General features: G+C 57.0%; 24 protein-coding genes. 4 read left to right on the top strand and 20 right to left on the bottom strand.

The window, feature by feature from the left end; genetic code table 11:
- Positions 1-26: 26 nt before the first annotated feature.
- The 5 genes from RX972_RS08345 to sdhC form a co-directional block, all read right to left on the bottom strand.
- Entirely contained in the window at positions 27-2,858 is a 2,832-nt protein-coding gene (locus tag RX972_RS08345) for a 2-oxoglutarate dehydrogenase E1 component (protein WP_095096968.1), read from the bottom strand.
- A gap of 260 nt (positions 2,859-3,118) precedes the next feature.
- Positions 3,119-3,823, bottom strand: a complete 705-nt coding sequence (locus tag RX972_RS08340) for a succinate dehydrogenase iron-sulfur subunit (protein ID WP_027900895.1) — start codon at positions 3,821-3,823, stop codon at positions 3,119-3,121.
- An 11-nt stretch (positions 3,824-3,834) separates the two neighbouring features.
- Positions 3,835-5,607, bottom strand: coding sequence for a succinate dehydrogenase flavoprotein subunit (gene sdhA / locus RX972_RS08335; RefSeq protein ID WP_027900894.1), 1,773 nt, complete (start codon positions 5,605-5,607; stop codon positions 3,835-3,837).
- A 3-nt stretch (positions 5,608-5,610) separates the two neighbouring features.
- The gene (gene sdhD, locus RX972_RS08330) at positions 5,611-5,979 is read right to left on the bottom strand and encodes a succinate dehydrogenase, hydrophobic membrane anchor protein (RefSeq protein ID WP_027900893.1); all 369 of its coding nucleotides are present in this window, start codon (positions 5,977-5,979) and stop codon (positions 5,611-5,613) included.
- On the bottom strand, positions 5,973-6,347 hold the full coding sequence (gene sdhC, locus RX972_RS08325; RefSeq protein ID WP_080238188.1) for a succinate dehydrogenase, cytochrome b556 subunit: 375 nt from the start codon (positions 6,345-6,347) through the stop codon (positions 5,973-5,975). Before sdhC ends, sdhD begins: the two co-directional genes overlap by 7 nt.
- A gap of 362 nt (positions 6,348-6,709) precedes the next feature.
- Here sdhC and gltA point away from each other — a divergent pair, with 362 nt between their 5' ends.
- On the top strand, positions 6,710-7,999 hold the full coding sequence (gltA, locus tag RX972_RS08320) for a citrate synthase (RefSeq protein ID WP_027900891.1): 1,290 nt from the start codon (positions 6,710-6,712) through the stop codon (positions 7,997-7,999).
- Positions 8,000-8,323: 324 nt separating this feature from the next.
- On the opposite strand, the gene RX972_RS08315 is transcribed toward gltA, so the two are convergent.
- The 9 genes from RX972_RS08315 to RX972_RS08275 all read right to left on the bottom strand — a co-directional run bounded on the left by RX972_RS08315 (position 8,324) and on the right by RX972_RS08275 (position 15,602).
- Positions 8,324-8,929 carry an START domain-containing protein gene (locus RX972_RS08315; RefSeq protein ID WP_099270811.1) on the bottom strand — a complete coding sequence of 202 codons (606 nt, stop codon included), beginning with the start codon at positions 8,927-8,929 and terminating at the stop codon, positions 8,324-8,326.
- A 65-nt stretch (positions 8,930-8,994) separates the two neighbouring features.
- The gene (locus tag RX972_RS08310) at positions 8,995-9,252 is read right to left on the bottom strand and encodes a YkgJ family cysteine cluster protein (protein WP_122708787.1); all 258 of its coding nucleotides are present in this window, start codon (positions 9,250-9,252) and stop codon (positions 8,995-8,997) included.
- Between the two features lie 85 nt (positions 9,253-9,337).
- Positions 9,338-9,955: a translation initiation factor 2 gene (locus RX972_RS08305; RefSeq protein ID WP_316873973.1), complete on the bottom strand. Its 618-nt coding sequence runs from the start codon at positions 9,953-9,955 to the stop codon at positions 9,338-9,340.
- Positions 9,956-10,072: 117 nt separating this feature from the next.
- Positions 10,073-11,512, bottom strand: a complete 1,440-nt coding sequence (locus tag RX972_RS08300) for a PLP-dependent aminotransferase family protein (RefSeq protein WP_122397135.1) — start codon at positions 11,510-11,512, stop codon at positions 10,073-10,075.
- A gap of 215 nt (positions 11,513-11,727) precedes the next feature.
- Positions 11,728-12,543 carry an OmpA family protein gene (locus tag RX972_RS08295; RefSeq protein WP_122708789.1) on the bottom strand — a complete coding sequence of 272 codons (816 nt, stop codon included), beginning with the start codon at positions 12,541-12,543 and terminating at the stop codon, positions 11,728-11,730.
- Positions 12,540-12,866, bottom strand: coding sequence for a DUF4398 domain-containing protein (locus RX972_RS08290; protein WP_049827005.1), 327 nt, complete (start codon positions 12,864-12,866; stop codon positions 12,540-12,542). Before RX972_RS08290 ends, RX972_RS08295 begins: the two co-directional genes overlap by 4 nt.
- A gap of 75 nt (positions 12,867-12,941) precedes the next feature.
- Positions 12,942-13,766 (bottom strand): substrate-binding periplasmic protein, encoded by an 825-nt coding sequence (locus tag RX972_RS08285; RefSeq protein WP_231671567.1) that lies wholly within the window; start codon positions 13,764-13,766, stop codon positions 12,942-12,944.
- Between the two features lie 154 nt (positions 13,767-13,920).
- Positions 13,921-14,850: an electron transfer flavoprotein subunit alpha/FixB family protein gene (locus RX972_RS08280; RefSeq protein ID WP_027900883.1), complete on the bottom strand. Its 930-nt coding sequence runs from the start codon at positions 14,848-14,850 to the stop codon at positions 13,921-13,923.
- A 2-nt stretch (positions 14,851-14,852) separates the two neighbouring features.
- A complete protein-coding gene (locus RX972_RS08275) occupies positions 14,853-15,602 on the bottom strand; it encodes an electron transfer flavoprotein subunit beta/FixA family protein (RefSeq protein ID WP_027900882.1) in 750 nt (249 codons plus the stop codon).
- Between the two features lie 155 nt (positions 15,603-15,757).
- Between RX972_RS08275 and RX972_RS08270 the strand changes: the two genes are divergently transcribed.
- Both RX972_RS08270 and RX972_RS08265 read left to right on the top strand, forming a co-directional pair.
- Entirely contained in the window at positions 15,758-16,102 is a 345-nt protein-coding gene (locus RX972_RS08270; protein ID WP_316873966.1) for a hypothetical protein, read from the top strand.
- 14 nt (positions 16,103-16,116) lie between these two features.
- Positions 16,117-17,772: an electron transfer flavoprotein-ubiquinone oxidoreductase gene (locus RX972_RS08265; RefSeq protein ID WP_316873964.1), complete on the top strand. Its 1,656-nt coding sequence runs from the start codon at positions 16,117-16,119 to the stop codon at positions 17,770-17,772.
- Between the two features lie 73 nt (positions 17,773-17,845).
- On the opposite strand, the gene RX972_RS08260 is transcribed toward RX972_RS08265, so the two are convergent.
- Positions 17,846-18,751 (bottom strand): AraC family transcriptional regulator, encoded by a 906-nt coding sequence (locus RX972_RS08260; RefSeq protein ID WP_027900879.1) that lies wholly within the window; start codon positions 18,749-18,751, stop codon positions 17,846-17,848.
- 178 nt (positions 18,752-18,929) lie between these two features.
- On the opposite strand from RX972_RS08260, the gene RX972_RS08255 reads away from it, so the two are divergent.
- A complete protein-coding gene (locus tag RX972_RS08255; RefSeq protein WP_095097008.1) occupies positions 18,930-19,982 on the top strand; it encodes an NAD(P)-dependent alcohol dehydrogenase in 1,053 nt (350 codons plus the stop codon).
- 102 nt (positions 19,983-20,084) lie between these two features.
- On the opposite strand, the gene RX972_RS08250 is transcribed toward RX972_RS08255, so the two are convergent.
- The 5 genes from RX972_RS08250 to RX972_RS08230 all read right to left on the bottom strand — a co-directional run bounded on the left by RX972_RS08250 (position 20,085) and on the right by RX972_RS08230 (position 25,252).
- Complete coding sequence (locus RX972_RS08250) at positions 20,085-20,894, bottom strand: IclR family transcriptional regulator (RefSeq protein ID WP_316873963.1); 810 nt, start codon at positions 20,892-20,894, stop codon at positions 20,085-20,087.
- Between the two features lie 76 nt (positions 20,895-20,970).
- Complete coding sequence (locus RX972_RS08245; protein WP_099270800.1) at positions 20,971-22,281, bottom strand: MFS transporter; 1,311 nt, start codon at positions 22,279-22,281, stop codon at positions 20,971-20,973.
- A 150-nt stretch (positions 22,282-22,431) separates the two neighbouring features.
- Positions 22,432-23,580, bottom strand: a complete 1,149-nt coding sequence (gene dgoD, locus RX972_RS08240; protein WP_027900875.1) for a galactonate dehydratase — start codon at positions 23,578-23,580, stop codon at positions 22,432-22,434.
- 48 nt (positions 23,581-23,628) lie between these two features.
- The gene (locus RX972_RS08235) at positions 23,629-24,258 is read right to left on the bottom strand and encodes a 2-dehydro-3-deoxy-6-phosphogalactonate aldolase (protein WP_231677253.1); all 630 of its coding nucleotides are present in this window, start codon (positions 24,256-24,258) and stop codon (positions 23,629-23,631) included.
- 1 nt (position 24,259) lies between these two features.
- A complete protein-coding gene (locus RX972_RS08230; RefSeq protein ID WP_316873958.1) occupies positions 24,260-25,252 on the bottom strand; it encodes a 2-dehydro-3-deoxygalactonokinase in 993 nt (330 codons plus the stop codon).
- Positions 25,253-25,431 lie beyond the last annotated feature (179 nt).

The following is a 25,431-nucleotide window of genomic DNA, read 5'->3' as shown; positions in this document are numbered from 1 at the left end:
AATTCGGTTTCTAATGCGCGAAGGCGTTAAACAGTGAAGGCATCTTGCAGCAGTTTTTCCTGCTGCTCGGCGTGCATCGAAGCGTAACCACATGCAGGCGCTGCAGAGGCGTCACGACCGGCATACTCGAGGACGAGGTTGCGGTTGTGATTGCCAACGCTGCGACGCAAGTGGTGCTGGCTGCTATACCACGCACCCTGGTTCATCGGTTCTTCCTGGCACCACACTACATTCTGCAGGTTGGTGTAAGGCGCAATCGCCTCCATCAGGTCGTCTTCCGGGAACGGGTACAGCTGCTCGATACGCACGATGGCGATATCTTCGCGGCCTTCGGCACGGCGTTTTTCCAGCAGGTCGTAGTAAACCTTACCGCCGCACAGCACCAGACGGGTCACCTTGGCGGCATCGAGGGTGTCGATTTCCGGGATCACGGTCTGGAACGAACCTTCGGCGAGATCTTCCAGGGTAGAAACGGCCAGCTTGTGACGCAGCAACGACTTTGGCGTCAGGACGATCAGCGGCTTACGCAGCGGACGGATGACCTGACGGCGCAGCAAGTGGTAGATCTGCGCCGGTGTAGTCGGTACGCACACCTGAATGTTGTGCTCGGCACAACCCTGCAGGTAACGCTCAAGACGTGCCGACGAGTGCTCTGGCCCCTGCCCTTCATAACCGTGAGGCAGCAACATGGTCAGACCGCACAGACGGCCCCACTTGTGCTCGCCGCTGGTGATGAACTGGTCGATAACCACTTGCGCACCGTTGGCGAAATCGCCGAACTGGGCTTCCCAGATAACCAGCGCATCTGGCTGAGTCGTCGAGTAGCCGTATTCGAATGCCAGCACGGCTTCTTCCGAGAGGAAGGAGTCATACAGATCGAAACGTGGCTGACCGGCATACAGATTCTGCAGCGGGATGTAAGTCCCGGCGTCTTTCTGATTGTGCAACACAGCGTGACGGTGCGAGAACGTACCGCGGCCGATGTCCTGACCCGTCATGCGGATCGGGTGACCTTCGAACGCCAGGGTTGCGTACGCCATGGTTTCGGCGTAACCCCAGTTGATCGGCAGGCCGCCAGCTTGCATCTTCTGACGGTCTTCGTAGATTTTCTGAACCTGACGCTGAACCACAAAACCTTCTGGCAGCTCCATCAGCTTGGCTGACAGTTCCTGCAGGGTCTTGAGGTCAAAGCGGGTGTCGTGACGTGCAGTCCAGGCGTGACCCAGATACGGACGCCAGTCCACGAACAGCTCTTTGTTTGGCTCTTTGACCAGACTTTTCACAACATGCAGACCGTTGTCCAGCGCGTTGCGGTAGTCGTCGATCTTGGCCTGTACGCGAGCCTCGTCCAGAACGCCGGCCTTGATCAGGCTTTCGGCATACAGCTCACGCGTGGTGCGCTGCTTGGTGATTTGCTGGTACATCAGAGGCTGAGTGCCGCTCGGCTCATCCGCTTCGTTGTGACCGCGACGACGGTAGCAGACCAGATCGATAACCACGTCACGCTTGAACTGCATGCGGTAGTCGATAGCCAGTTGGGTCACGAAAACGACGGCTTCAGGGTCATCACCATTCACATGGAGAATCGGCGCCTGAATCATCTTGGCAACGTCGGTGGCGTACTCGGTGGAACGCGAGTCCAGCGGGTTGCTGATGGTGAAACCCACCTGGTTGTTGATGACAATGTGGATCGTGCCGCCCGTCTTGAAGCCGCGAGTCTGCGACATCTGGAAGGTTTCCATGACCACGCCCTGCCCTGCAAAAGCAGCATCACCGTGGAGGGAAATTGGCAGAACCTTGTCACCGTTCGGATCGTTACGACGATCCTGACGGGCGCGAACCGAACCTTCAACCACCGGAGAGACGATCTCCAGGTGAGACGGGTTGAACGCCATGGCGAGGTGAACTTCGCCGCCAGTGGTCATTACGTTTGAGGAGAAGCCCTGGTGGTATTTAACGTCACCGGAACCCAGCTCGACTTTCTTCTTGCCTTCGAACTCGTCGAACAACTCGCGCGGGTTTTTGCCGAAGGTATTGACCAGCACGTTCAGACGGCCACGGTGGGCCATACCGATAACGATTTCCTTGGTGCCATAAGAACCAGAACGCTGGATCAACTCGTCCAGCATCGGGATCAGGCTCTCGCCACCTTCCAGACCGAAGCGCTTGGTGCCCGGATACTTGGTGCCCAGATACTTCTCAAGACCCTCTGCCGCGGTAACGCGCTCGAGCAGATGGCTCTGAATTTCGGCAGAGAAAGCAGGACGGCCACGGACACTCTCAAGACGCTGCATGAACCAGTTGCGCTGCTCGGAATCCACGATGTGAGTGAATTCGGCGCCGATGGTGCGGCAATATGTCTTATGTAGGGCGTCCTGGATTTCACGTAGGCTCGCTTCCTCTTTGCCAATGAACAAGTCACCGGCACGGAAAGTGGTATCCAGGTCAGCGTTGGTCAATCCATAGTGATTGATCGACAGGTCAGCTGGCGCCGTACGCTGCCACAGCCCCAGCGGGTCGAGCTGGGCAGCCTGATGGCCACGCATACGGTAAGCCTGGATGAGCCGCAATACTTCGACCTGCTTCTTTTCATGCTCGCTGCTCACGCTACCGGCGGATACCGGTTGGGCGCGGCGCTGGTTTTTCGCCAGCAACACGAAATGATCGCGAATCGTCGAGTGCGATACATCGGTGGCAGAGTTGCCGTCAGCGGGCAACTTCTGAAAGTAGGTGCGCCATTCCTCTGGCACAGCGTTAGGGTCGTGCAGGTAGAGCTCATAGAGCTCTTCCACATAGGCAGCGTTACCACCGGAAAGGTGGGCACTGTTCCACATGCGCTGCATCACGCTTTCTTGCATGCTTGGTCACCCTCGGTAAGGGGACACCACCGGCGAAGACACCACAGCAAACCTGAGATAGTCATGTGCAGCGACTGTATCAAGCCACTTAGGATCACGCAGATAGTCCGGGTACCAGCCCGGATGCCCCTGCTGGTCTTATTTCTTCAAAATAAGAGCCGCAGCGTTACTCGCTGCTGCTCAGGTTAAAACTACGGCGCCGGTTGAAGCCTGCGCCGCAGCGGTTACGGGTATTACGGCATTACGATGTAACAGTCAAATCAGACGCCGTTTTGCAGAAGCATGTTGCGCACGTGACCGATAGCCTTGGTTGGGTTAAGACCCTTCGGACAAACGTTGACGCAATTCATGATCCCGCGGCAGCGGAATACGCTGAACGGGTCATCCAGCGAAGCCAGACGCTCGGCGGTCTTGTTGTCACGGCTGTCAGCCAGGAAACGATAGGCTTGCAGCAGTGCAGCTGGACCGAGGAACTTGTCCGGGTTCCACCAGAAGGACGGGCAGGAAGTCGAGCAGCAAGCGCACAGAATGCACTCGTACAGACCATCCAGCTTCTCACGCTCTTCAGGAGTCTGAAGACGTTCGATGGCCGGAGCCGGGGTATCGTTCAACAGATATGGCTTAACCTTCTCGTACTGCTTGTAGAAGATGCTCATATCAACAACCAGGTCACGTATCACAGGCAAACCAGGCAGTGGACGCACCACCAGCTTGTTGCCCTTGACCACGGCGGACAGCGGCGTGATGCACGCCAGGCCGTTCTTGCCGTTGATATTCATACCGTCGGAGCCGCAAACACCTTCACGGCACGAACGACGGTAAGAGAACCCTTCGTCCTGTTCCTTGATCAGGGCCAATACATCCAGCACCATCAAGTCTTTACCACCGGTATCAACGTCGAACACCTGGGTTTTAGGCGCAGAGTCGCTGTCGGGGTTATAGCGATAAACTTCGACTTTCAACATAGCGGCCACCTTTAGTAAGTCCGAATTTTCGGTTCAAACGCCGGTACTGTCTTCGGCGCAAAGTTGACTGCACGTTTGGCAACCCGCTTCTCGCCAGGGAAGTACAGGGTGTGGCACAGCCAGTTTTCATCGTCACGATCTTCATAGTCTTCGCGAGCATGAGCACCGCGGGACTCTTTACGCACTTCTGCAGCAACTGCAGTAGCTTCAGCAACTTCCAGCAGGTTCTGCAACTCGAGCGCTTCGATACGCGCCGTGTTGAAGCCCTGGGACTTGTCGTTGATCTTGACATTGCCAATACGAACGCGCAGATCCGCCAGCTGAGCGATACCTTTCTGCATGTATTCGCCGGTACGGAACACGCCGAAGTAGTTCTGCATGCAGCTTTGCAGCTCGCGACGCAGAGTAGCGACGTCTTCGCCTTCGGTACGCTCGTTGAGGCCATTGAGACGGCTCAGCGCGGCATCGATATCGGTTTCGCTAGCGTCAGCATATTCAATGCCTTCGGTCAGCACTTTCTCAAGGTGCAGGCCGGCAGCACGACCAAATACCACGAGGTCGAGCAGCGAGTTACCACCCAGACGGTTGGCACCGTGCACAGATACGCACGCCACTTCACCTACAGCGAACAGCCCGGGAAGAATCTGATCGTTGCCGTCAGCATCCTGGGTCATGGCCTGACCATGAATGTTGGTGGCAACACCACCCATCATGTAGTGGCAGGTAGGCACAACAGGTACAGGAGCAACGACCGGATCCACGTGCGCAAATGTCTTCGACAGCTCACAGATACCTGGCAGACGGCTGTGCAGCACTTCTTCGCCCAGGTGATCAAGCTTCAACATCACGTGATCGCCATCAGGACCACAGCCATTACCCGCGATGATTTCCTTGACCATTGAGCGCGCAACAACGTCACGACCAGCAAGGTCTTTCGCGTTCGGCGCATAGCGCTCCATGAAACGCTCACCGTGCTTGTTGATCAGGTATCCGCCTTCACCGCGGCAACCTTCTGTGACCAGTACACCTGCGCCAGCAATGCCGGTTGGGTGGAACTGCCACATTTCGATGTCCTGAACAGGAACACCGGCACGCAGTGCCATGCCGACGCCGTCACCGGTATTGATGAGGGCATTGGTGGTAGAGGAATAGATACGGCCAGCGCCGCCGGTGGCCAATACAGTCGCCTTGGCGCGGATGTACATGGTTTCGCCGGTTTCGATGCAGATCGCAATCACACCCACGAACGCGCCGTCCTGATTCTTCACCAGATCAACTGCGTAATACTCGTTCAGAAAGGTGGTGCCTGCTTTCAGGTTGCCCTGATAGAGGGTGTGCAGCAGGGCGTGACCCGTACGGTCGGACGCCGCGCACGTACGCGCAGCCTGACCGCCCTTGCCGAAATCCTTCGACTGACCACCAAACGGACGCTGGTAGATACGGCCCTGCTCGGTGCGCGAGAACGGCATGCCCATGTGGTCCAGCTCATAAACTGCAGCCGGGCCTTCCTGACACATGTATTCGATAGCGTCCTGGTCACCGATGTAGTCGGAACCCTTGACGGTATCGTACATGTGCCAGCGCCAGTCATCGTTTGGATCGGCAGAGGCGATTGCGCAGGTGATACCACCCTGAGCAGAAACAGTATGCGAACGAGTCGGGAAAACCTTGGTGACTACGGCGGTCTTGTGGCCGCCCTGAGCCAGCTGCAAGGCAGCGCGCATGCCTGCACCGCCGCCACCAATAATGATGGCGTCGAATGAAAGTGTATTTATGTTAGCCATGGATCAGATACCCCAAAGAATCTGCACACCCCAGACGAAGTAAGCGAACATCGCAACGCCGCAGACTGCCTGGAAAAGGAAACGCACAACCGTCGCCGACTTGCCCAGCGCCATCGGCGTCAGGTAGTCAGTTGCGATGGTCCACATGCCGACCCAGGCGTGAGCGCCCAGAGCAACGAGGGCCAACAGGCTGAAGATGCGCATTGCAGTGTGGGAGAACAGACCGTGCCACTGGGCATAATCGATGCCCGGATGCGCGACCAGATATCCGATCAGGAATATGAAATAAGCCGCGAGCACGACCGCAGATACGCGCTGCGCCATCCAGTCATAGAGGCCCGAACGCGACAGGTTAGTGACGTTGGTTACCATATCCATACTCCCGCCAGAACGATTACCACCACGGATACGGCGATAACGATTTTGGAGCCCAGCTTGCCGCCTTCCAGCGTCTCGCCAATGCCCGCATCCATGATCAGGTGGCGGATGCCCGCTACCAGGTGATAAAGCAGGGCGGACAGCAGAGCCCAGATCACAAGCTTGGCCAGCGGACTGGTCAGATACGCTTTAACTTCACCGAAACCTTCTTCGGAACTCAGCGACTTGTCCAATGCATACAGCATGATGACGAGGCCGACAAAGAGAATGACTCCGGAGACACGGTGAAGAATGGACGTGTAAGCAGTGACTGGGAGTTTGATGGTCCTTAGGTCTAGGTTTACAGGTCGTTGGCTTTTCACGGCTTTATTTCACACTTGAAGAGCCCCTAACTATCAGGGCAAATTATTGGGAAGTGCACTGGTCAGGTACCCACCACCCAGGGAGTGACGACCTCCGGTATACAGGCCCTAAAGCCCCTGGCGGTCGGACGCCGAGTATAGACAGTTAGGTTACTAATGACAACGCAGAGAGGGCCCTCAAATAGGTGATTGCGCTGGCCGGATAAAAAGCGTAAGTGACAGAATGTCGCAGGGTAAATCAAGCCTGAAAGCCTTCTGGAACACGACTTTAGGCAAATTGACTTTAGATTTTATCTAACTATAGTGGTGCGGGCCCTGCGTGGGGGGCCGTCTGATGATTTGAAGCATAAACAGGAGGCCACATGGCTGATAATAAAGCGCAGTTGATCATCGAGGGCGCAGCCCCCGTCGAGCTGCCCATTCTCACCGGCACCGTAGGCCCCGACGTTATCGACGTACGTGGTCTCACAGCCACCGGCCGCTTCACATTCGACCCAGGCTTCATGTCGACCGCCTCTTGCGAGTCGAAGATCACCTACATTGATGGTGACAACGGGATCCTGCTGCACCGCGGCTATCCGATCGAACAACTGGCCGAGCAATCGGACTACCTGGAAACGTGCTATCTGCTACTGAACGGCGAGCTGCCAACCGCCGAGCAGAAAGCCCAGTTCGTTGTTGTCGTGAAAAACCACACCATGGTTCACGAACAGCTCAAGACCTTTTTCAACGGCTTCCGCCGCGACGCTCACCCGATGGCGGTGATGTGTGGTGTGGTGGGTGCCCTCTCGGCGTTCTATCACGACTCTCTGGACATCAATAATCCACAGCACCGTGAAATCTCGGCCATCCGTCTGGTCGCCAAGATGCCGACGCTGGCAGCAATGGTTTACAAGTACTCCATGGGCCAACCCATGATGTACCCACGCAACGACCTGAGCTACGCCGAGAACTTCCTGCACATGATGTTCAACACACCGTGCGAGATCAAACCGATCAGCCCGGTGCTGGCCAAGGCCATGGACAAGATTTTCATCCTGCACGCCGACCACGAACAGAACGCCTCGACGTCCACAGTACGTATGGCGGGCTCTTCGGGCGCCAACCCGTTCGCTTGCATAGCAGCCGGCATTGCCGCGCTCTGGGGCCCGGCACATGGCGGCGCAAACGAAGCCGTGTTGTCCATGCTCGATGAAATTGGTGATGTGTCGAACATCGACAAGTTCATCGCCAAGGCCAAGGACAAGAACGATCCGTTCAAGCTGATGGGCTTCGGTCACCGGGTTTACAAGAACCGTGACCCGCGCGCGACCGTGATGAAGCAGACCTGCGACGAAGTTCTCAAGGAGCTGGGCATTACCAATGATCCGCAACTTGAGCTCGCCATGCGCCTGGAAGAGATCGCCCTGACCGATCCTTACTTCATCGAGCGCTCGCTATACCCGAACGTCGACTTCTATTCGGGCATCATCCTCAAGGCAATTGGCATTCCGACCAGTATGTTCACCGTAATCTTCGCTCTGGCGCGGACTGTCGGCTGGATCTCCCACTGGAAGGAAATGCTCTCCAGCCCGTACAAGATTGGCCGTCCACGCCAGCTGTACACCGGCTACGTGTCTCGCGATATCGTGCCACTGGAAGATCGCAAGTAAGCTTCATGCTGCAACTGAAAAGGGCTGCCAATGGCAGCCCTTTTTTGTTCCGCCGTCCCAGCAGGAGTTGACCCGGTGTCCTTGACACCACGCTGTCGCGTAGAAAACGGAGACCTGTAGGAGCGCGCTTGCCCGCGATTCAGTCTGTCTGTCGATGCATATATTGCCTGTACTAACGCGATCGCGGGCAAGCGCGCTCCTACAGGGAAAAAGCATTTCAATTCAGTAAGTTATGTTTTTTGATGAGAGCGCACGAGCACCGCGAGGCCGCTTTAGCGTTAGCCCCGCGATGCTCGTGCGCTCCTACAAAAAAGGGAGGGAAGCCTACTTCTCAGCCCTTTCCCGCAACGCCTTCAACGTATTGAACGGCGCCTCCACCACGAACTTGTTGGCCAGCCATGAAGGCACGCTGCCGCCCGGCTCGGTGTGCACCTGATAGGTCACCTGCGTCTTGTTCGGTCCTTGCGGCACGAACTTCCAGAAGCCGTCGACTTGCGACACCCGTACAAAGCCTTTTTCTTCGGGAATGTAGGTGGGTACTTCCTGAAGTTTACGGGTCAGACTGCCGTCAGCGCCCCCTTCCGTCGTCACCAGCAATACAGAATCACGAGGCGTCACCGGCCAGGGTGTATTGATCTGAGTGTATGTCCAGGCCTGATTACCCTCATGCTTGAGTACCTTCTGCGACTTGCATTCGTGAATCCAGGCGCAGGCACCTGCAACATCTTCCTGCAGACTGCGCAACTTCGCGACGCTCGCGTTGATGACCGTCTCACCGCGATAAGCCTTGTACTGAGAACCAGGCACTTCGCTCAGCGAAACCTTGATACCGGCCTCGTCCTTCGCAACTTTCCAGTCATCAGCCTGAGCACCAGCGGCCACGAGAACAGTCAACCCACAGACAACAGCCATTCGATGCAGCGAACTCATTGTTGTATTCCTTATTGTTGAAGTTCCAGCGAATCAATTCTGTTTTACGGCACAGATCAATCAACTCAAGCAACTGCTGTGGCTTCCTCCCACCAGGTAATCAGACGGATCGCATCAGCCTGGTCAACGCCACAGACATCCTGAGCCGCCTTGAACTGGCTACACACCGCAGGGCGGTCCGGCTGACCAAAGATAGCGCACAGCATGTCGAGCGAGAGATGCAGGCAGCGTTCGCCTGCAGGCTTGCCGTCCGGCATGCCTGGAATGGGAGATGTGATAGAAGGCGCGATGCAGCAAGCACCACAGCCTGAGCGGCAGTCCATGACCAGCACCCTGACAGAAAAAATTGAAGTGAGGATAGTAACCGCTGAAACGCGCGTTTGAAATGCCCGGTACTACTGCAAGGTGCTACTGCCTGAATTTGAAATCCAGAGCAGCACCCTCCACATCCCGGCGACTGTCGTTACGCATTTGCAAATCCATTTCATTGCTCAAGATGCGCCCATTGAGCTCGAAAGGATCATTACCAGACGCACGCTTATCACCGAACATCGGCGGCAATATGGGCTTGCGTGGCTTGGCTTTGGCCGTTCCGACAGGTTGCAGCTCTTCAGCCAGCTCAGGAGGCAGACTCAAATCAAGCTTTGCGTTATTCAGACTGGTGTCCTTAAGTGTTTTCTTACTTTCTGCCACCGACTTGCGTTTCGCCGCATCGCTCTTTTTTTCCTTCGCAGTTTTTGCAGCAGGCGCTTTGGCTACTTCAGTCTTGTTCTGCTTACTGGCAGGCGCAGCATCACCGCTGGTCGCAACCGGAACCACCGGCACATTCGGCGCCAACTCATGCAATTGTGATTTGGCGGGCTCGGAGGCTGACTTTGGGGCCTCAACCACTGGCGGGCTGACAGCGGGTTTCGCTGGCGCCTGAACCTCGGCGGTCACCTTGGGCTTGGGTGCAGCGTCCTTCTGAGCATCACAGGCACTCAGAAGAACGACAACCGACAATGCAACGCAACGAAAAACATTCATAGGGCAGAAATGGCAAAGGCAGAAAACAACATGCTGGCCTGTTGCACGTCCAATAACAAGACGGAGATTCAACCCACAGACGACAACACTATGTCTGCAGGACCTATATAGCTGACCTCAGTAGAGCTCAACCGTTTCCTGGCATAACTGTTTGGCCAGCATTCCGAGCGTCATGAGCGCTCTTTCTGCTTCACGATTCCACGGAATGCCACAGTTCAATCGAATGCAATGGTTGAACTGTTCTGTATTGCTGAAGATAAGGCCCGGCGCAATGCTGATCCCTTGCTCAAGCGCCCGGATGTGCAATTCCTGAGTGTTGACTCGCCCTGGCAAGCTGACCCACAGGATAAATCCGCCCAGCGGTCGGCTCATCTGCGTGCCCTCGGGAAAGTACTGCTGCACCGCGAGCTGAAAAGCGCTTAGGTTCTTCCGGTATTCCACGCGAATGAAACGCAAATGCCGGTCATAGCCGCCATTTTCCAGATAGGCGGCAACGCCCATTTGCGTGACGCTACACGCCGAATGAGTACTGAATATCTGCAAGCGCTGAATTTCAGCCTGATATTTGCCCGCAATCATCCAGCCGATACGCACGCCGGGGGATAGGGTTTTGGAGAAGCTGGAACAATAGATAACGCGCCCCAGACGATCAAAAGCCTTCAACGCCTTGGCTCGCCCCTGCTCAAACATCAACTCGCCATAAATATCGTCTTCAACTACTTGAATATCGAAGTCCGAGGCCAGCCGCAGCAAGTGCTTCTGACGCTCTTCGGGCATAGTACTGCCCAAAGGATTACTCAGGCGCGAAGTCAGTACCAATGCCTTGATCGACCACTGATTGGCGGCCAGTTGCAGCGCTTCAAGACTAATGCCCGTTTGGGGGTCACTGGGAATCTCAATAACCTTGAGCCCCAGAAGATCAGCCAGTTGCAGAAGCCCGTAATAACTTGGCGATTCCGCTGCGATGAGATCACCAGGCCGAGTTACCACCCTTAAGGCCATCTGCAAGGCATCCACACAGCCATGGGTGATCACCACATCAGCCGGATCAACCACTACGCCTGCATCACGCATACGAATGGCAACCTGACGACGCAGGGGTTCGAAACCCGGGCTGAACATGTAGCTGAAGGCTCGCGGACTTTGAAAACGAGTCACTTTTGCTATCTGCTGATGCAGGGCCCGCACCGGCAGATAATCGACGTGAGGCACCGCAGCGCCCAGAGGAAATACCCCTTCCCGGCGCGACTCCATCAAAACCTGCTGAATGATGCTGCTGCGCGTCACCAATCCCGGCCTTTCAACACGGGCGATATCGGGTGTCGGCGCGGTCAATGCCGGAGTCTGGTGCACGTAATAGCCAGACTGTGGCCGGGCGCGAATCAACCCCTGATCCTCCAGATTCGCATAGGCCTGCAAGACGGTCGCGTGACTCACATTCAATTGCGAACTCATCTTGCGCACTGATGGCACACGCTCGCCGGGCTGATAAACGCCACGACGAATGTCTTCAGCCAGTTGCTGAGCGATTTTCTGGTAGAGCAGAAGGTTGGTCATGACGCAGCCTCGGTACCGCTGGCGACTTGCTTTTGTAGGAAGATAGTCGATTTGTCACCAGAACAGTTGTGAAGTGTACTGGGACAGTTTCCCGCAGGGCTAGCCCCGGTGCGCGCTGATTAAAAAACTTATCAGGCAAAAACGCCAAATCATCAGGTTTTCAGGCCAAAAAAAATCGACACCCGAAAACAGGCGTCGATTTTTTTCAAATTTTCTCAGCGATTAGGGCCGAGCAGCCCTTTCGAATCAGAAAAAACGATCTCGACCCGGCGGTTTTTCGCGCGCCCACGTTCAGACGCGTTGGCTTCCACAGGATATTCATCACCGTAGCCCTGAACATGGATGCGTTTCTCATCAATGCCCAGATCCGTTAGCACGTCGGCCACTGCCTGCGCACGCTCCTGAGACAAACGCAGGTTTTCCTGCTTGTCGCCGACGTTGTCGGTGTAGCCTTCAATCCGAACCACGCGCTTGGGGTTGAGCTGCAAAAATTGCACGACCTTGAGCACCGTCCGGTTAGCCGAGCTTTTGAGTTCAGCATGACCGGTATCGAACAATACGTCGCCCAATGTCATGACCAGACCACGCTCGGTCTGTGTGGTAGCAAGGCTGACAATCTGGTCTTCCAGCCACTGACCGTGTTGCTGGGCACTGGCCAGCTTGGCTTCACGCAGCGCCAATTGAAGACGCTGGCGCTCCATCTCCTGCTTTTCCAGACGCTCGGTGTTGAGCAGCAAATTGGCGTGCTCCCGGGCGATTTCACTGTATCGGCTGCTGAGATAAGCGTAATGGGCCACATCACTGCCGCTGCCCAGATAACTCGACAGGCGCTCTGCCTTGCCCAGCAATTCACCCGCCCGCACTACGTCCTTCGGGGCACTGCGCAGAACATCGCTGTCTTCCTTGACCTTCTGAAAGTCAGCATTGGCCTGTTGCAAAGCCTGTTCGCTGCCCTGATGACCTGCGCAGCCGTAGAGTCCGGCCGAGCCCAGCAGCAGGCAAACGCTCAATGCACGGGGAACAAGGTTCATTGGCCCTCCCCCAACTGCTTGCGCAGACGATTGAGGCGGGTATTAAGTTGGGTGACCTGCGCCTCGCTCTTTTCAGTCAGAACCCGTGCTTCCGCCAGACGCGCATCCAGCTCAGCCTGCTCGGCCTGCATGCGTGCAGCCTTGTACGACTCGTTGGTCATGTCGGATCTAGCCTGAGCCAGTTTCGATTCCGCCATTTGCATCTCTGGCTCATCGTCGACAGCACCGACGGCCTTGGCCTGGGCCACGGCCTTTTCGGTCAGTTTCATCTGCTCGATGGGGGCTGGATCATTGGCGCAGCCAGCCAGGGTAACGAGTGCCATGGCGGCCAATAAGGGGCGTCTTTTTACAAAAGAAGTCGCTAGACAGGTCAAAAAAGAAATCACAAAAAAACATTCCTACTTGTTTGGGGCGCTGGCCGGCTGCAGTAGTTGAGCCTTCCAGGTTTCCAGATTGCGTTTGATTGCTTCGCCCGACAGGCCTGAGGCGGCCGATTCTGTCATCTTTTTCGCCAGTTGTCCGCGAAGCCAGGGATCGTTGCAGGCCGAGTTGAATGACAAGGCGAGATACAGACCCGGCTGGTCAACCGGTTGTGGATGCGCCACCAGATCCTTGGTCAGGCCCAACGTCTGCACCATCGCCATCCCCGGATAGCGACTGGCGAGAACGTAGTCCACCTGCCCCAGCATCAATTTTTGAAAGGCTTCAGTCAGATTAGGGAGGCGCTCAAGGGTCAGTTGCGCCTTGACGGCTGCATCGAACGCCTGGGTCATCCGGATTCGTTCGGATGCCGCACCTGTGTGCCCATGCAGATCAGCCAGCGTATCCAGTGGCAGCGTTTGATCATGACGCGTCCAGACCATGATCTCATTCTGGATCAGCGGCGGATGGATGTAGTCCAGCGCTTCCAGTTCGGCCTGACTCAGTGGCGCGTCCACCAACATGTCCATGCGTCCGCTACGCACTTCTTCAAGCGCCTGACTGCGTTTCCCGGCGTACAGCACTTCGACCTTGATCCCAAGCTCATGCGCCGCCTGCTTGAACAGATCAGCACTGGCGCCCATCAAGTGTTTGGGGTCTTGAGGATCACGCCACAGGTAAGGCGGCGCATCCGGGCTGCCGGTCACGATCAGGCGTTCACACTTACCCGCCGCCATTGCGACGCCGGGCCCTGCAAGCAAACCGATGACAAGCGCAGCAAGCAGCCTGTTTGACTGAACCATGGGAAAACCTTTTTTGCTTCAGGACTTTTTCAAGGCTTTAAAACAGCCAATAAAAAACCCGTTCGCCCGGCCCTATGAACTCGCACTGACTGCGATGCTCACCGGCCGAAACGAACGGGGCTTTATAGAAGCACTTATAAGCGAAGCATCTGGATTAGACCAGCTTCTCCAGCTCAGGAATGGCTTCGAACAAGTCAGCTACGAGGCCGTAATCAGCGACCTGGAAAATAGGCGCCTCTTCGTCCTTGTTGATCGCCACGATGACTTTCGAGTCTTTCATGCCCGCCAGATGCTGGATCGCGCCGGAGATACCCACCGCGATGTAAAGCTGAGGCGCTACGATCTTGCCGGTCTGACCGACCTGCATATCGTTCGGCACAAAGCCTGCGTCCACTGCAGCACGGGAAGCACCAACAGCGGCGCCCAGCTTGTCAGCCAGCGTGTACAAGTGCTTGAAGTTGTCGCCATTCTGCATGCCACGACCGCCAGAAACGACGATCTTGGCAGCGGTCAGTTCCGGACGATCAGACTGGGCCAGCTCTTCGCCGACAAAGCTCGATTTACCCGCGTCGTGAGCTGCAGAAACCGCTTCAACCGCAGCCGAGCCGCCTTCAGCAGCAACAGGATCGAAACCGGTAGCGCGTACGGTGATCACTTTGATCGAAGCCGAAGACTGCACGGTAGCGATGGCGTTACCGGCGTAGATTGGACGCTTGAAGGTGTCCGCCGACTCAACCGAAATGATCTCGGAGATCTGGTCGACGTCCAGCAAGGCAGCAACGCGCGGCAGGATGTTTTTACCATTGGAAGTAGCAGCGGCCAGAATGTGGCTGTAGCTACCGGCCAGCTCAACGACCAGCGGAGCGATGTTTTCCGGCAACTGATGGGCGTAGGCGGCGTTATCAGCGACCAGGACCTTGGATACGCCCGATACCTTGCCAGCGGCGTCGGCAACACCCGAAGCGCCAGCACCGGCAACGAGTACGTGAATGTCGCCGCCAATTTTGACAGCAGCCGCCACAGTATTAAGCGTGGCTGGAGCCAGTGTCGCGTTGTCGTGTTCAGCGATTACCAGGATAGTCATGGTCAGATCACCTTCGCTTCGTTTTTCAGTTTCTCGACCAGTTCAGCCACCGACTTGACCTTGATACCTGCGCTACGTGCAGCAGGCGCTTCGACTTTGATGGTCTTGGTGGTCGATGCAGTGGAAACACCCAGAGCATCCGGGGTCAGCACTTCAAGTGGCTTCTTCTTGGCTTTCATGATGTTTGGCAGCGACGCGTAGCGTGGCTCATTCAGACGCAGGTCAGTGGTCACCACGGCTGGAAGGCTCAACGAAACGGTCTGCAGGCCACCGTCGATTTCGCGGGTCACGGCAACCTTGTCGCCGCTGACTTCAACTTTCGACGCGAAAGTGCCCTGAGCAAAACCGCTCAAAGCGGCCAGCATCTGACCAGTCTGATTGTTGTCGCTGTCGATCGCCTGCTTGCCGAGGATGACCAACTGTGGCTGCTCCTTGGCAACGACCGCGTTGAGCAGCTTGGCAACGGCCAGAGAATTCAGCTCATCGGCGCACTCAACGAGGATGGCACGGTCGGCACCCAGAGCCAGCGCGGTACGCAATTGCTCCTGAGCGTTGGTCGGACCAATGGAAACAACGACGATTTCAGTCGCAACGCCTTTCTCTTTAAGGCGTACGGCTTCTTCCACAGCGATTTCGCAGAAGGGATTCATCGACATCTTGACGTTAGCGAGATCGACGCCGGAGTTGTCCGCTTTGACGCGAACCTTGACGTTATAGTCGACCACTCGTTTGACAGCTACTAGAACCTTCATGGATTCCTCGTTTCTCTCCGGTGAAAAGAAAGTCGCCCGGTGCAGCACCCGGCGATGCATATGTACCCGTGAAGCAACCTCTGGAAACAGCCGTATTCGTACAGAACGAACGGTGACCTTAATAAACAAGCCACCTAAACAGGGATAAACGCCAGATGCCGCACATCTGGGTAATGCAGGCGTGTAAACTTTGCACCCGCAATAATCGTGACCTGGATTGTCTGCAACGCGCTCGTGACGCCTCAGAGGTGCAGTTCAGGCGATGTTCAGCCTACGGCGAGCGCAAAACCGTCCGTATCTTGACCGCAAGCCGTTATGCGGTCAATACGACAAAACCGCCAGTCATGAGCCGCGCGTCTACGTTTTATCTGGCCTGCGGCCATTTCAAACAAACGTTTGTATTGGCCCTGCCGGGTGGTGTAGATATACTGCGCAGCATTAAAAGATGTGGGTTACTGATGCCCCGCACCGCTGCATATAAAAAATACTGTGAGCCTTGAGTAGGAGATAGCCTGTGGAACGCGAATTTATGGAATTCGACGTCGTCATCGTCGGTGCCGGCCCCGCCGGGCTTTCTGCCGCGTGCCGTCTAAAACAAAAGGCTGCTGAAGCCGGTCAGGAAATCAGCGTCTGCGTGGTGGAAAAAGGCTCAGAAGTTGGCGCACACATCCTCTCTGGCGCAGTGTTCGAACCCCGCGCGCTAAACGAATTGTTCCCGGACTGGAAAGACCTCGGCGCGCCGCTGAACACTCCAGTCAAGCGTGACGACATCTACGTCCTGCGCAGTGCCGAAAAATCAGTGAAAGTCCCGGACCTCTTTGTGCCCAAGACCATGCACAACGAGGGCAACTATATTATCTCTCTGGGCAATCTGTGCCGCTGGCTGGCCCAGCAGGCCGAGAACCTGGGCGTTGAAATCTACCCGGGCTTTGCTGCCCAGGAAGCGCTGATCGATGAAAGCGGCGTAGTACGCGGCATCATCACCGGTGATCTGGGTGTCGACCGCGAAGGTCAGCCAAAAGACGGCCTGTACACCCCTGGCATGGAATTGCGCGGCAAGTACACGCTGTTCGCCGAAGGCTGCCGTGGTCACATCGGCAAGCAACTGATCAAACGCTTCAACCTTGATACCGACGCTGACGCCCAGCACTACGGCATCGGCCTGAAAGAAATCTGGGAAGTCGACCCGGCCAAACATGAACAAGGTCTGGTGGTGCATACCGCTGGCTGGCCGCTGGACGACGAAAACATGGGCGGTTCTTTCCTTTATCACCTGGAAAACAATCAGGTGGTCGTGGGCCTGATCGTCGACCTGTCGTACAGCAACCCTTACCTGTCTCCGTTCGACGAATTCCAGCGCTACAAGCACCACCCGGTAGTTTCGCAGTATCTCGAAGGTGGCAAGCGCATCAGCTACGGCGCACGAGCCATCTGCAAAGGCGGTCTCAATTCGCTGCCGAAGATGGTCTTCCCGGGCGGCGCACTGATCGGTTGCGATCTGGGCACACTGAACTTTGCCAAGATCAAAGGCAGCCACACAGCCATGAAGTCCGGCATGCTGGCCGCTGAATCGGTAGCAGAAGCCTTGTTGGCGGGCAAGGAAGGCGGTGATGAGCTGAACACTTATGTCTCAGCCTTCAAAAACAGCTGGCTGCACGAAGAGCTGTTCGCCAGTCGCAACTTCGGCCCGGCCCTGCATAAGTACGGCTCAATCATGGGCGGCGCGTTCAACTTCGTTGATCAGAACATCTTCGGTGGCAAGCTGCCGTTCACGCTGCACGACACCAAGCCGGATTATGCCTGCATGAAGCTTGCAGCAGACTCGGCGAAGATCGACTACCCGAAACCCGACGGCAAACTCAGCTTTGACAAGCTCAGCTCGGTATTCATCTCCGGTACCAACCACGAAGAAGAACAGCCGTGCCACCTGAAGCTGACCGACCCAAGCATCCCGATTGGCAAAAACCTGCCGCTGTATGACGAGCCCGCTCAACGTTACTGCCCGGCTGGCGTCTATGAAGTGGTGACACAGGAAGACGGCGAGAAGCGCTTCCAGATCAATGCCCAGAACTGCGTGCACTGCAAGACCTGTGACATCAAGGACCCTTCGCAGAACATCACGTGGGTGACACCGGAAGGCAGCGGCGGCCCGACGTATCCTAATATGTAACAGAGCAGCTGCAGGTTTTTAGCTGCAAGCTAAAAGAGAAAAGCCCCCTTACGGGGCTTTTTTGTATCGCAAATCAAGCCGGAATTCGCAGCTGCAGCCCCTCTTCGCCCGGGTTCCGGTCAAAGTAGCGTTTGTACTCACGACTGAACTGCGACGTGCTTTGATACCCGACGCAATGCGCAACCTGCGCCACTCCCATCCCTTCGGCAATCAGCATTTGCTGGGCCTTGAGCAGACGCAGACGTTTCAGATACTGCACCGGCGACAGCAAGGTGCTGCGCTTGAAATGCTCATGGAAGGTTGAGGCACTCATGTTGGCCTGCCGTGCCAGGGTTTCCACATTCAACGGCTCGGCGTAATGGCTATGCAGATACGCCAGCGATGCTGCAACACGCGAGAAATGGCTCTGCTGGGCGACCAGCGCACGTAACACCCCGGCTTGAGGACCGCGCAACGCGGCATACAGCACCTCGCGCAACCGCGACGGACCCAGTACCTGACAATCCAGCGGATCGTGCAGGCAGCGCAACAATCGCTCGACACTTTCCCGCATCGGCGCATCCAGCAACACCGACGTCATGGACTCCGGAGTCTGCGCTTCCACAATCTGATCCGGCATTGGCCCCATGGCCTGCACCAGCTCACCCAGCATCACCCGGTCAATCGCCACAGAAACGCCAAACAATGGCGCCTCAGGCGTGGCAAAGGTTTCGCACATGAACGGCACCGAAAGCGCCTGAACCAGATAATGCCCGGCACCATAATCGAAGGTTCGTGTACCCAGGCTCGCCAGCTTGCCGCCCTGGGCGATGATCATAAGGCTCGGCTCGTAGATCTGCGGGCTGCTTGCAACATAGGTAGAGAGCGACACTACGTTGACTTCGGGCAGCAACGTCGGCACGAAACCTGGACGCGTCGCCAGTGGCTTGATAAGAGAAACAAGGGTGGCATTGGCATCGGTTTGATGAGGCAACGACATGGGGCACCGGGCGGAGGATTAGACAGCTGCATGATCGCAGAAATGCCACATGTAGCAACATCAAACCCAAAACCTCCGGAGGATCAGGCATGAGTCGCGGAGGAATGGTCATGGCCCTGAACCCTGCCTTCCCGCAAACTGGTCAGCCTCAATTATTCATTGCCTTGCGAGGTTCACCATGTACACAGCTATCGGTTATGCCGCTCAATCATCGACCGCGCCCCTCGCCCCCATGTCCTTCGAACGCCGCAGCCCGCGCCCGGATGATGTGGCCATCGAAATCATGTTCTGCGGCGTCTGCCACTCCGACATCCACCAGGCCCGCGACGAGTGGGGCTTCGCTGCTTACCCACTGATGCCCGGCCACGAGATTGTCGGCAAGGTGACGGCAGTCGGTGCAGATGTCAGCAAGTACAAAGTCGGCGATCTCGTGGGTGTTGGCTGCATGGTTGACTCCTGCCGTACCTGCGACGCCTGTAAAGCGGATCTGGAAAACTACTGCCAGAACGGCATGACCCCAACCTATGCCGGGCAGGACCGCATTGACGGCAGCCTGACCATGGGCGGCTACTCCGACAGCATCGTGGTCAGCGAGCGTTTCGTGGTGAGCATCCCTGAAAAACTGAACCTCGCCAGTGCAGCACCGATTCTGTGCGCAGGTATTACCACCTACTCGCCGCTCAAGCACTACGGTGTGAAAGCTGGTGACAAGGTTGGCGTATTGGGCATGGGTGGTCTGGGCCACATGGGCATCAAATTCGCCAAGGCGATGGGCGCTGAAGTCACCCTGTTTACTCGCTCCGCCAGCAAGGCAGAAGAAGGTCGTCGCCAGGGTGCTGATCACGTGGTTATCTCAACCGACGAAGCCCAGATGCAAGCGGTTGCAGGGACATTCAACTTCCTGCTGGACACCATCCCGGTGCAGCACGATCTCAATCCCTACCTGCAGACACTACGCTTCGATGGCGTGCACATTCTGGTCGGGCTGATCGAGCCTGTAGATCCGCCGGTGAACGCAGTGAACCTGGTCATGTCCCGCAAGGTACTGGCTGGCTCGATGATTGGTGGCATGGCCGAAACCCAGGAAGTGCTGGATTTCTGTGCCGAACACGACATCACCTGCGACATCGAAATGCTCGACATCCGCAACATCAACGAAGCGTTCGAGCGTGTCGTAAAAGGCGATGTGAAGTATCGCTTTGTGATTGATATGGCGACGTTGAAAGCCTGATCGATTGATCGCTCTTCCTGTAGGAGCTGCCGAAGGCTGCGAAGACGCTATGTCTGACGCACCGTCATTCGCAGCCTTCGGCAGCTCCTACAGGGGCCCGGCTCATCCGCCCAACTCCGCCGACAACCTGGCCGCGGTCTCCTTGATCAACGGCACCAGCTCGGCCATTTTCTCCAGCGGCATGTAAGGCACGGTACTGGCGATGCTGATACCGGCAACAATGTGCTTGCCCGCATCACGAATCGGCGCCGCCACGCAGCGGATCGACGGTTCGTTATCCTCAAGATCAAACGCGTAACCGCCTTCCACGTACTCATGCATACGCTGACGCACCTGCTCCCAGGACTGCTCCTCGTGAGCGGGCCACAACGGGTTGCGCGCGACGTCTGGCAAACTGACCTGGTACAGCCGCAGCCACTCGCTTTCCACGCTGTCCAGCAGCAGCGCCTTGCCGATCCCGGTACGCGCCAGCGGCATACGATGGCCAACTCGTGAACGCATTTCCGGACCGTTACGCCCAGGATTCTTGTGCAGATAAAGCACCTCGTCGCCGTCACGAATCGCGAGGTGGACAGTGTCGCCGGTCAACTGTGAAAGCTCATCCAGATAAGGCCGGGCCAATATCGCCAATGGCACCTCTTCCCGCGCCTGAAAACCCAGCTCGATCAACTTGGGCCCCAGCAGGTAGCCGACCTGAGGCAATACCCGCAGATAACGCTCCTCCACCAGGCAACTGACCAACCGGTGCGTAGTGCTGCGCGTGGTGCCAATGCGCCGGGCAATTTCCTTGAGGTCCCGTGCACCGTCGGCGACGGCCTGAACCACGCCCAGCCCGCGCAACAGGGTCTGCGTACCCGTCGGCGCCGAATCTTTGGAAGTGCTGCTTGCTGTGTCGTCGAGCGCTTGCGACATATCAGGCTTATCCCCTCAAAAAACTGGCGGCATTATCGCCGCCAGCTCATCTCCATGCTACTTCCGATATCCGCGGTTAAAGCTCGATACGCTCGACCTTGCCCACCAGCAGGATGTAGGACAGCGCGCCCAGCAGCGCCAGCACTGAGATGTAGGTAATAGCAGGCGCAAAGGAATCGCCGGACACCAAGAAGCCAATCACGATAGGCGTGGCAATGGCCGACAGGTTGCCGATGAAGTTGAAGGTCCCGCCCGTCAGGCCCAGCAGACGCGCCGGGGCCAGGGTCGATACCAGCGACCAGGTGATGGACGCCAGACCATTGCCGAAGAACGCCAGCGCCAGAAATGCGATGACCAACGGCGTCGAATCAACGAAGTTGGCGCCAATGATCGAGGTGGAAATCAGTAGACCGGCAATGATCGGCAATTTGCGCGCAAAACCTACGGTATGACCGCGACGGATCAGCCAGTCAGAGAAAAATCCCGAACACAGCACACCGATGAATGCCGCGAGAAATGGCAGCGACGCCAACAGGCCAGACTTGATGAAATCCATGCCGCGATATTTCACGAGATAGGTCGGGAACCAGGTCAGGAAGAACCACAGCGTCGAGTTCAGGCAGAACTGACCGAGGTAGATCCCCCAAAGCTTGCGTTTGGTGAGCACGATGCCCAGATCCGCCCAACTGAACGGACGTTTTTCCTTTGCCGTGTCAGCCTGGATATCCACCAGCCCGCCGCCCTCGCGAATCAACTCGATTTCTGCCTCGTTGACGCCTTTGAAATCACGAGGCTCGCGATACACCATGTACCAGATAACCGCCCAGAGCACGCCCACCGCACCAGTGCTGACGAACACCATGTGCCAGCCGTAGTGCGCTTGCAGCCAGGCCAGCACCGGTGTCAGAAATGCCAGACCGACAAACTGCCCTGAGGTATAGAAGCCAATGGCCGTGGCCCGCTCACGCTCGGGAAACCAGGTGGTGACCACACGACTGTTGATGGGATACGCCGGTGCTTCCAGGGCGCCCACTGCCATGCGCAAAACGAACAGCGCGATGAAGCTGGCAGCGAAGCCGAGCATGATGGTCGCGATGGACCACAGCGCCAATGCGACGGTGTACAGGATTCGTGGCGGTACACGGTCGACGAGCCAGCCACCAGGTAATTGCATGGCCGCGTAAGTCCAGCCGAATGCCGAGAAAATCAATCCGACATGCACCGGATCGATACCCAGTTCGCTGGTCAGCGCAGGCGCGGCGATGGACAGGTTGCTGCGGTCCAGATAGTTGATCACGACGGTGATGAACAACAGGACCATGATGAAATAACGCTTGCGGGTAGGCGTGACTAAAGACGCCGCCCCTTCGAGAGTGCGGGTTTGCATGTGAGGTGCCTCTTTTTGTCTTTATTGAGGTCGCTATGAACTGGTGACCCCCTGTAGGAGCTGCCAAAGGCTGCGAATCGCGGTGATTCAGGCAGATCGCTTTCGCAGCCTTCGGCAGCTCCTACAAGGGTCAGGCGTCAGCCTGAGAAATCACCACTCCGCAAAGCTGCCATCGGCATGGCGCCAGATCGGGTTGCGCCAGCGATGGCCGATAGCCGCGCGCTCCTTGACGTACTCTTCGTTGATCTCGATGCCCAGGCCGGGTCCGTTGGGAATTTTCACCATGCCTTTGTCGTAATCGAACACCTCGGGATTCTTGATGTAATCCAGCAGGTCATTACTCTCGTTGTAGTGAATACCCAGGCTCTGCTCTTGAATGAAGGCGTTGTAGCAGACCGCATCCAGTTGCAGGCACGCAGCCAGGGCTATCGGACCGAGCGGGCAATGTAACGCAAGGGCGACGTCGTAGGCTTCAGCCATGTTGGCGATCTTGCGAGTCTCAGTGATACCACCGGCATGGGACGCATCAGGCTGGATAATGTCGACGTAGCCTTCGCTCAACACGCGCTTGAAATCCCAGCGCGAGAACAGCCTTTCGCCCAGGGCAATCGGCGTACTGGTCAAGGGCGCCAGCTCTTTCAACGCCTCGTAGTTCTCGCTGAGCACTGGCTCTTCGATGAACATCAGTTTGTACGGGTCCAGTTCTTTCATCAGTACCTTGGCCATGGGTTTGTGCACCCGGCCATGGAAATCGACGCCGATGCCCACGTTTGGCCCGACTGCGTCACGCACTGCGGCAACGTTGGCCAGCGCGAGGTCGACCTTGTCGAAGGTATCGAGGAACTGCAACTCTTCGGTGCCGTTCATCTTCACCGCAGTGAAGCCCCGCTCCACCGCTTCTTTGGCCGCACGGGCGGTATCAGCCGGGCGGTCGCCGCCGATCCACGAGTAAACACGGATCTTGTCGCGCACCTGGCCGCCGAGCAAATCGCTGACCGATACCCCCAGATGCTTGCCCTTGATATCCCACAACGCCTGATCGATACCGGCCAGTGCGCTCATGTGCACCGCGCCGCCGCGATAAAAACCGCCACGATAGAGCACGGTCCAGATGTCTTCGATATTGCGCGGGTCTTTGCCGATCAGGTAGTCAGACAACTCTTCGACAGCCGCTGCAACCGTGTGAGCACGGCCTTCAACCACCGGTTCGCCCCAACCCGTAATGCCTTGGTCGGTTTCGACCTTGAGGAAGCACCAGCGTGGCGGAACGATAAAAGTCGTAAGTTTGGTAATTTTCATGTGTGCGATTCTCTTATTTGAAGTGGCGCCTGAAGCGCTCTGGTTGACTCAAAAACGTTCGGTCAATTGCTTCCAGGCCGCGACATAGGCATGAGCGCGCTCGCCCACTTCGGCTGCGCTCATGCCCGGTTTGAACAAACCCGAGCCGAGACCGAAACCTTTGACGCCTGCCTCCAGAAAGACCTTCATGTTGTCCGGCGTAATACCCCCCACCGGAACCAGTGCTGTCCCTATCGGCAACACCGCAAGCCAGGCTTTCACCACGGCAGGGCTCATTTGCTCAGCCGGAAAAAGCTTCAGCACATCAGCACCTTCGGCCAACGCAGCGAAGGCTTCTGTCGGTGTCGCCACTCCAGGTGACAGAAACAACCCCGCCTCTTTGGCGGCGCGCAACACCTTGGCATCACTGTGCGGCATGACGATGACCTGCCCGCCCGCCTCCTTGACCAGGTTGACCTGTTCAGGAGTCATCACGGTGCCTGCACCGATCAGGCAATCGGCAGGCAGACTCTGGCGCAACAGACGAATGCTGTCATAGGGCTGCGGCGAATTAAGGGGCACTTCAATGACCCGGAAGCCCGCCTCATACAACACATCACCAATGGCAGGCGCTTCTGCCGGACGCAGACCACGCAGAATGGCGATCAAACCGTTTTCGAGCAGTGCTTGCTTGAGCATGTCAGACCTCTAATGGAATGTTGGCGAGCAAGCCGGCTTTGAGTGCCACTTGCCAAAGACCGCGCTCAGTGGCCTGTTCTGCCACCGTCACGTGAAGAAAACCGCAGGCGTGCAAGGCTCGCCCGTAACGCAGACACAGCTGCTCGCCACCCAGAAGAATGACGGGAGGCAATTCGGAATGATGGGCACGCTGCAGAGTGGCGAGGGTTGCCAGCTCATGCCCGATCAACAGACCGGACAAGTAATCAGGTTGGGCATCAGCACTGAGTTGGCCGGTCAGGCCCAAGGTGCGGCAACTGAAAATCGTTGATAGCGGCCCTGCTGCGCCGTCAGCCGACAACGCCACCGCGACCCCCAGATCAAACGCCGCCTGATCGAAGACATCGCTGCGCTGCATGGTGCGGCCGAGAATCGTGTGGTTGCTCAGCGCAGCAAAGACTTCGCCGGTCATGAAGGTATCGAAATGCAGGATGCAGCCGTCGGCGGCCTGAACCCATTTGGAATGGCTGCCGGGTAGACCGATCAATAAGGGTTTAAGCACTTCGGTTGCAGAAAGTCCTGCCAAAACACCCAGCACCTGGGTTTCTTCGCCACGCATGACGTTGGGCAGGACCGAACGCTGGAGTACACCGGGGATGATGTGGACATCGACGCCACGCAGGCTGCGCACGGTTTGCAAGGCAGAGCTGAGGCCGGACACGCTGGCCGGGGTTTCCCGATAGACCGCTTCACGCCAGCCTTGGGCGCTGCCGACCATGCCACAGGCAATGACCGGCAGGGTGGGTTCGGCATCGAGCCAGTCGCCACACGCCTCGTCAAACGCCAGTTCGAAGCCGTCGCTGCAGAGTTCACCGGCAATGAGTCGCGGCGTACTCGGCAATTGCATGATGCCTGCGCTCAGAGAACGCTGTTCCAGAACCCGGCCATGATCGCCGAGTCGATAAGCACGAAGAGAGGTTGTCCCCCAATCGAGCGCGATCAAATGCGCTTGCATCGCTTCACCTATTATTTTTTGAGCAGTGAGTGCGAGGAGGACTATAAACCTGAAACGGGAAATATCTCAATATGTAAATTTGAATCCCATATTATGGGATTTTTTTGACTCCTGCGAAATCCTGTGGGAGCGGAGCTTGCTCGCGATAAGCCTGGACGAGCTCGAACTGCAATGCGCGG

The organism is Pseudomonas syringae group sp. J309-1 (assembly GCF_032582135.1).
Taxonomy (GTDB): Bacteria; Pseudomonadota; Gammaproteobacteria; order Pseudomonadales; family Pseudomonadaceae; genus Aquipseudomonas; species Aquipseudomonas quasicaspiana.
This window is presented reverse-complemented; position numbering and strand designations above follow the sequence as displayed.

What these genes read in the sequence shown, in the direction of transcription:
- RX972_RS08345 (WP_095096968.1), bottom strand. Translation starts at nt 2,858, where the DNA reads ATGCAAGAAAGCGTGATGCAGCGCATGTGGAACAGTGCCCACCTTTCC.
- RX972_RS08340 (WP_027900895.1), bottom strand. Translation starts at nt 3,823, where the DNA reads ATGTTGAAAGTCGAAGTTTATCGCTATAACCCCGACAGCGACTCTGCG.
- sdhA (WP_027900894.1), bottom strand. Translation starts at nt 5,607, where the DNA reads ATGGCTAACATAAATACACTTTCATTCGACGCCATCATTATTGGTGGC.
- sdhD (WP_027900893.1), bottom strand. Translation starts at nt 5,979, where the DNA reads ATGGTAACCAACGTCACTAACCTGTCGCGTTCGGGCCTCTATGACTGG.
- gltA (WP_027900891.1), top strand. Translation starts at nt 6,710, where the DNA reads ATGGCTGATAATAAAGCGCAGTTGATCATCGAGGGCGCAGCCCCCGTC.
- RX972_RS08315 (WP_099270811.1), bottom strand. Translation starts at nt 8,929, where the DNA reads ATGAGTTCGCTGCATCGAATGGCTGTTGTCTGTGGGTTGACTGTTCTC.
- RX972_RS08310 (WP_122708787.1), bottom strand. Translation starts at nt 9,252, where the DNA reads ATGGACTGCCGCTCAGGCTGTGGTGCTTGCTGCATCGCGCCTTCTATC.
- RX972_RS08305 (WP_316873973.1), bottom strand. Translation starts at nt 9,955, where the DNA reads ATGAATGTTTTTCGTTGCGTTGCATTGTCGGTTGTCGTTCTTCTGAGT.
- RX972_RS08300 (WP_122397135.1), bottom strand. Translation starts at nt 11,512, where the DNA reads ATGACCAACCTTCTGCTCTACCAGAAAATCGCTCAGCAACTGGCTGAA.
- RX972_RS08295 (WP_122708789.1), bottom strand. Translation starts at nt 12,543, where the DNA reads ATGAACCTTGTTCCCCGTGCATTGAGCGTTTGCCTGCTGCTGGGCTCG.
- RX972_RS08290 (WP_049827005.1), bottom strand. Translation starts at nt 12,866, where the DNA reads ATGGCACTCGTTACCCTGGCTGGCTGCGCCAATGATCCAGCCCCCATC.
- RX972_RS08285 (WP_231671567.1), bottom strand. Translation starts at nt 13,766, where the DNA reads ATGGTTCAGTCAAACAGGCTGCTTGCTGCGCTTGTCATCGGTTTGCTT.
- RX972_RS08280 (WP_027900883.1), bottom strand. Translation starts at nt 14,850, where the DNA reads ATGACTATCCTGGTAATCGCTGAACACGACAACGCGACACTGGCTCCA.
- RX972_RS08275 (WP_027900882.1), bottom strand. Translation starts at nt 15,602, where the DNA reads ATGAAGGTTCTAGTAGCTGTCAAACGAGTGGTCGACTATAACGTCAAG.
- RX972_RS08270 (WP_316873966.1), top strand. Translation starts at nt 15,758, where the DNA reads ATGCCGCACATCTGGGTAATGCAGGCGTGTAAACTTTGCACCCGCAAT.
- RX972_RS08260 (WP_027900879.1), bottom strand. Translation starts at nt 18,751, where the DNA reads ATGTCGTTGCCTCATCAAACCGATGCCAATGCCACCCTTGTTTCTCTT.
- RX972_RS08255 (WP_095097008.1), top strand. Translation starts at nt 18,930, where the DNA reads ATGTACACAGCTATCGGTTATGCCGCTCAATCATCGACCGCGCCCCTC.
- RX972_RS08250 (WP_316873963.1), bottom strand. Translation starts at nt 20,894, where the DNA reads ATGTCGCAAGCGCTCGACGACACAGCAAGCAGCACTTCCAAAGATTCG.
- RX972_RS08245 (WP_099270800.1), bottom strand. Translation starts at nt 22,281, where the DNA reads ATGCAAACCCGCACTCTCGAAGGGGCGGCGTCTTTAGTCACGCCTACC.
- dgoD (WP_027900875.1), bottom strand. Translation starts at nt 23,580, where the DNA reads ATGAAAATTACCAAACTTACGACTTTTATCGTTCCGCCACGCTGGTGC.
- RX972_RS08235 (WP_231677253.1), bottom strand. Translation starts at nt 24,258, where the DNA reads ATGCTCAAGCAAGCACTGCTCGAAAACGGTTTGATCGCCATTCTGCGT.
- RX972_RS08230 (WP_316873958.1), bottom strand. Translation starts at nt 25,252, where the DNA reads ATGCAAGCGCATTTGATCGCGCTCGATTGGGGGACAACCTCTCTTCGT.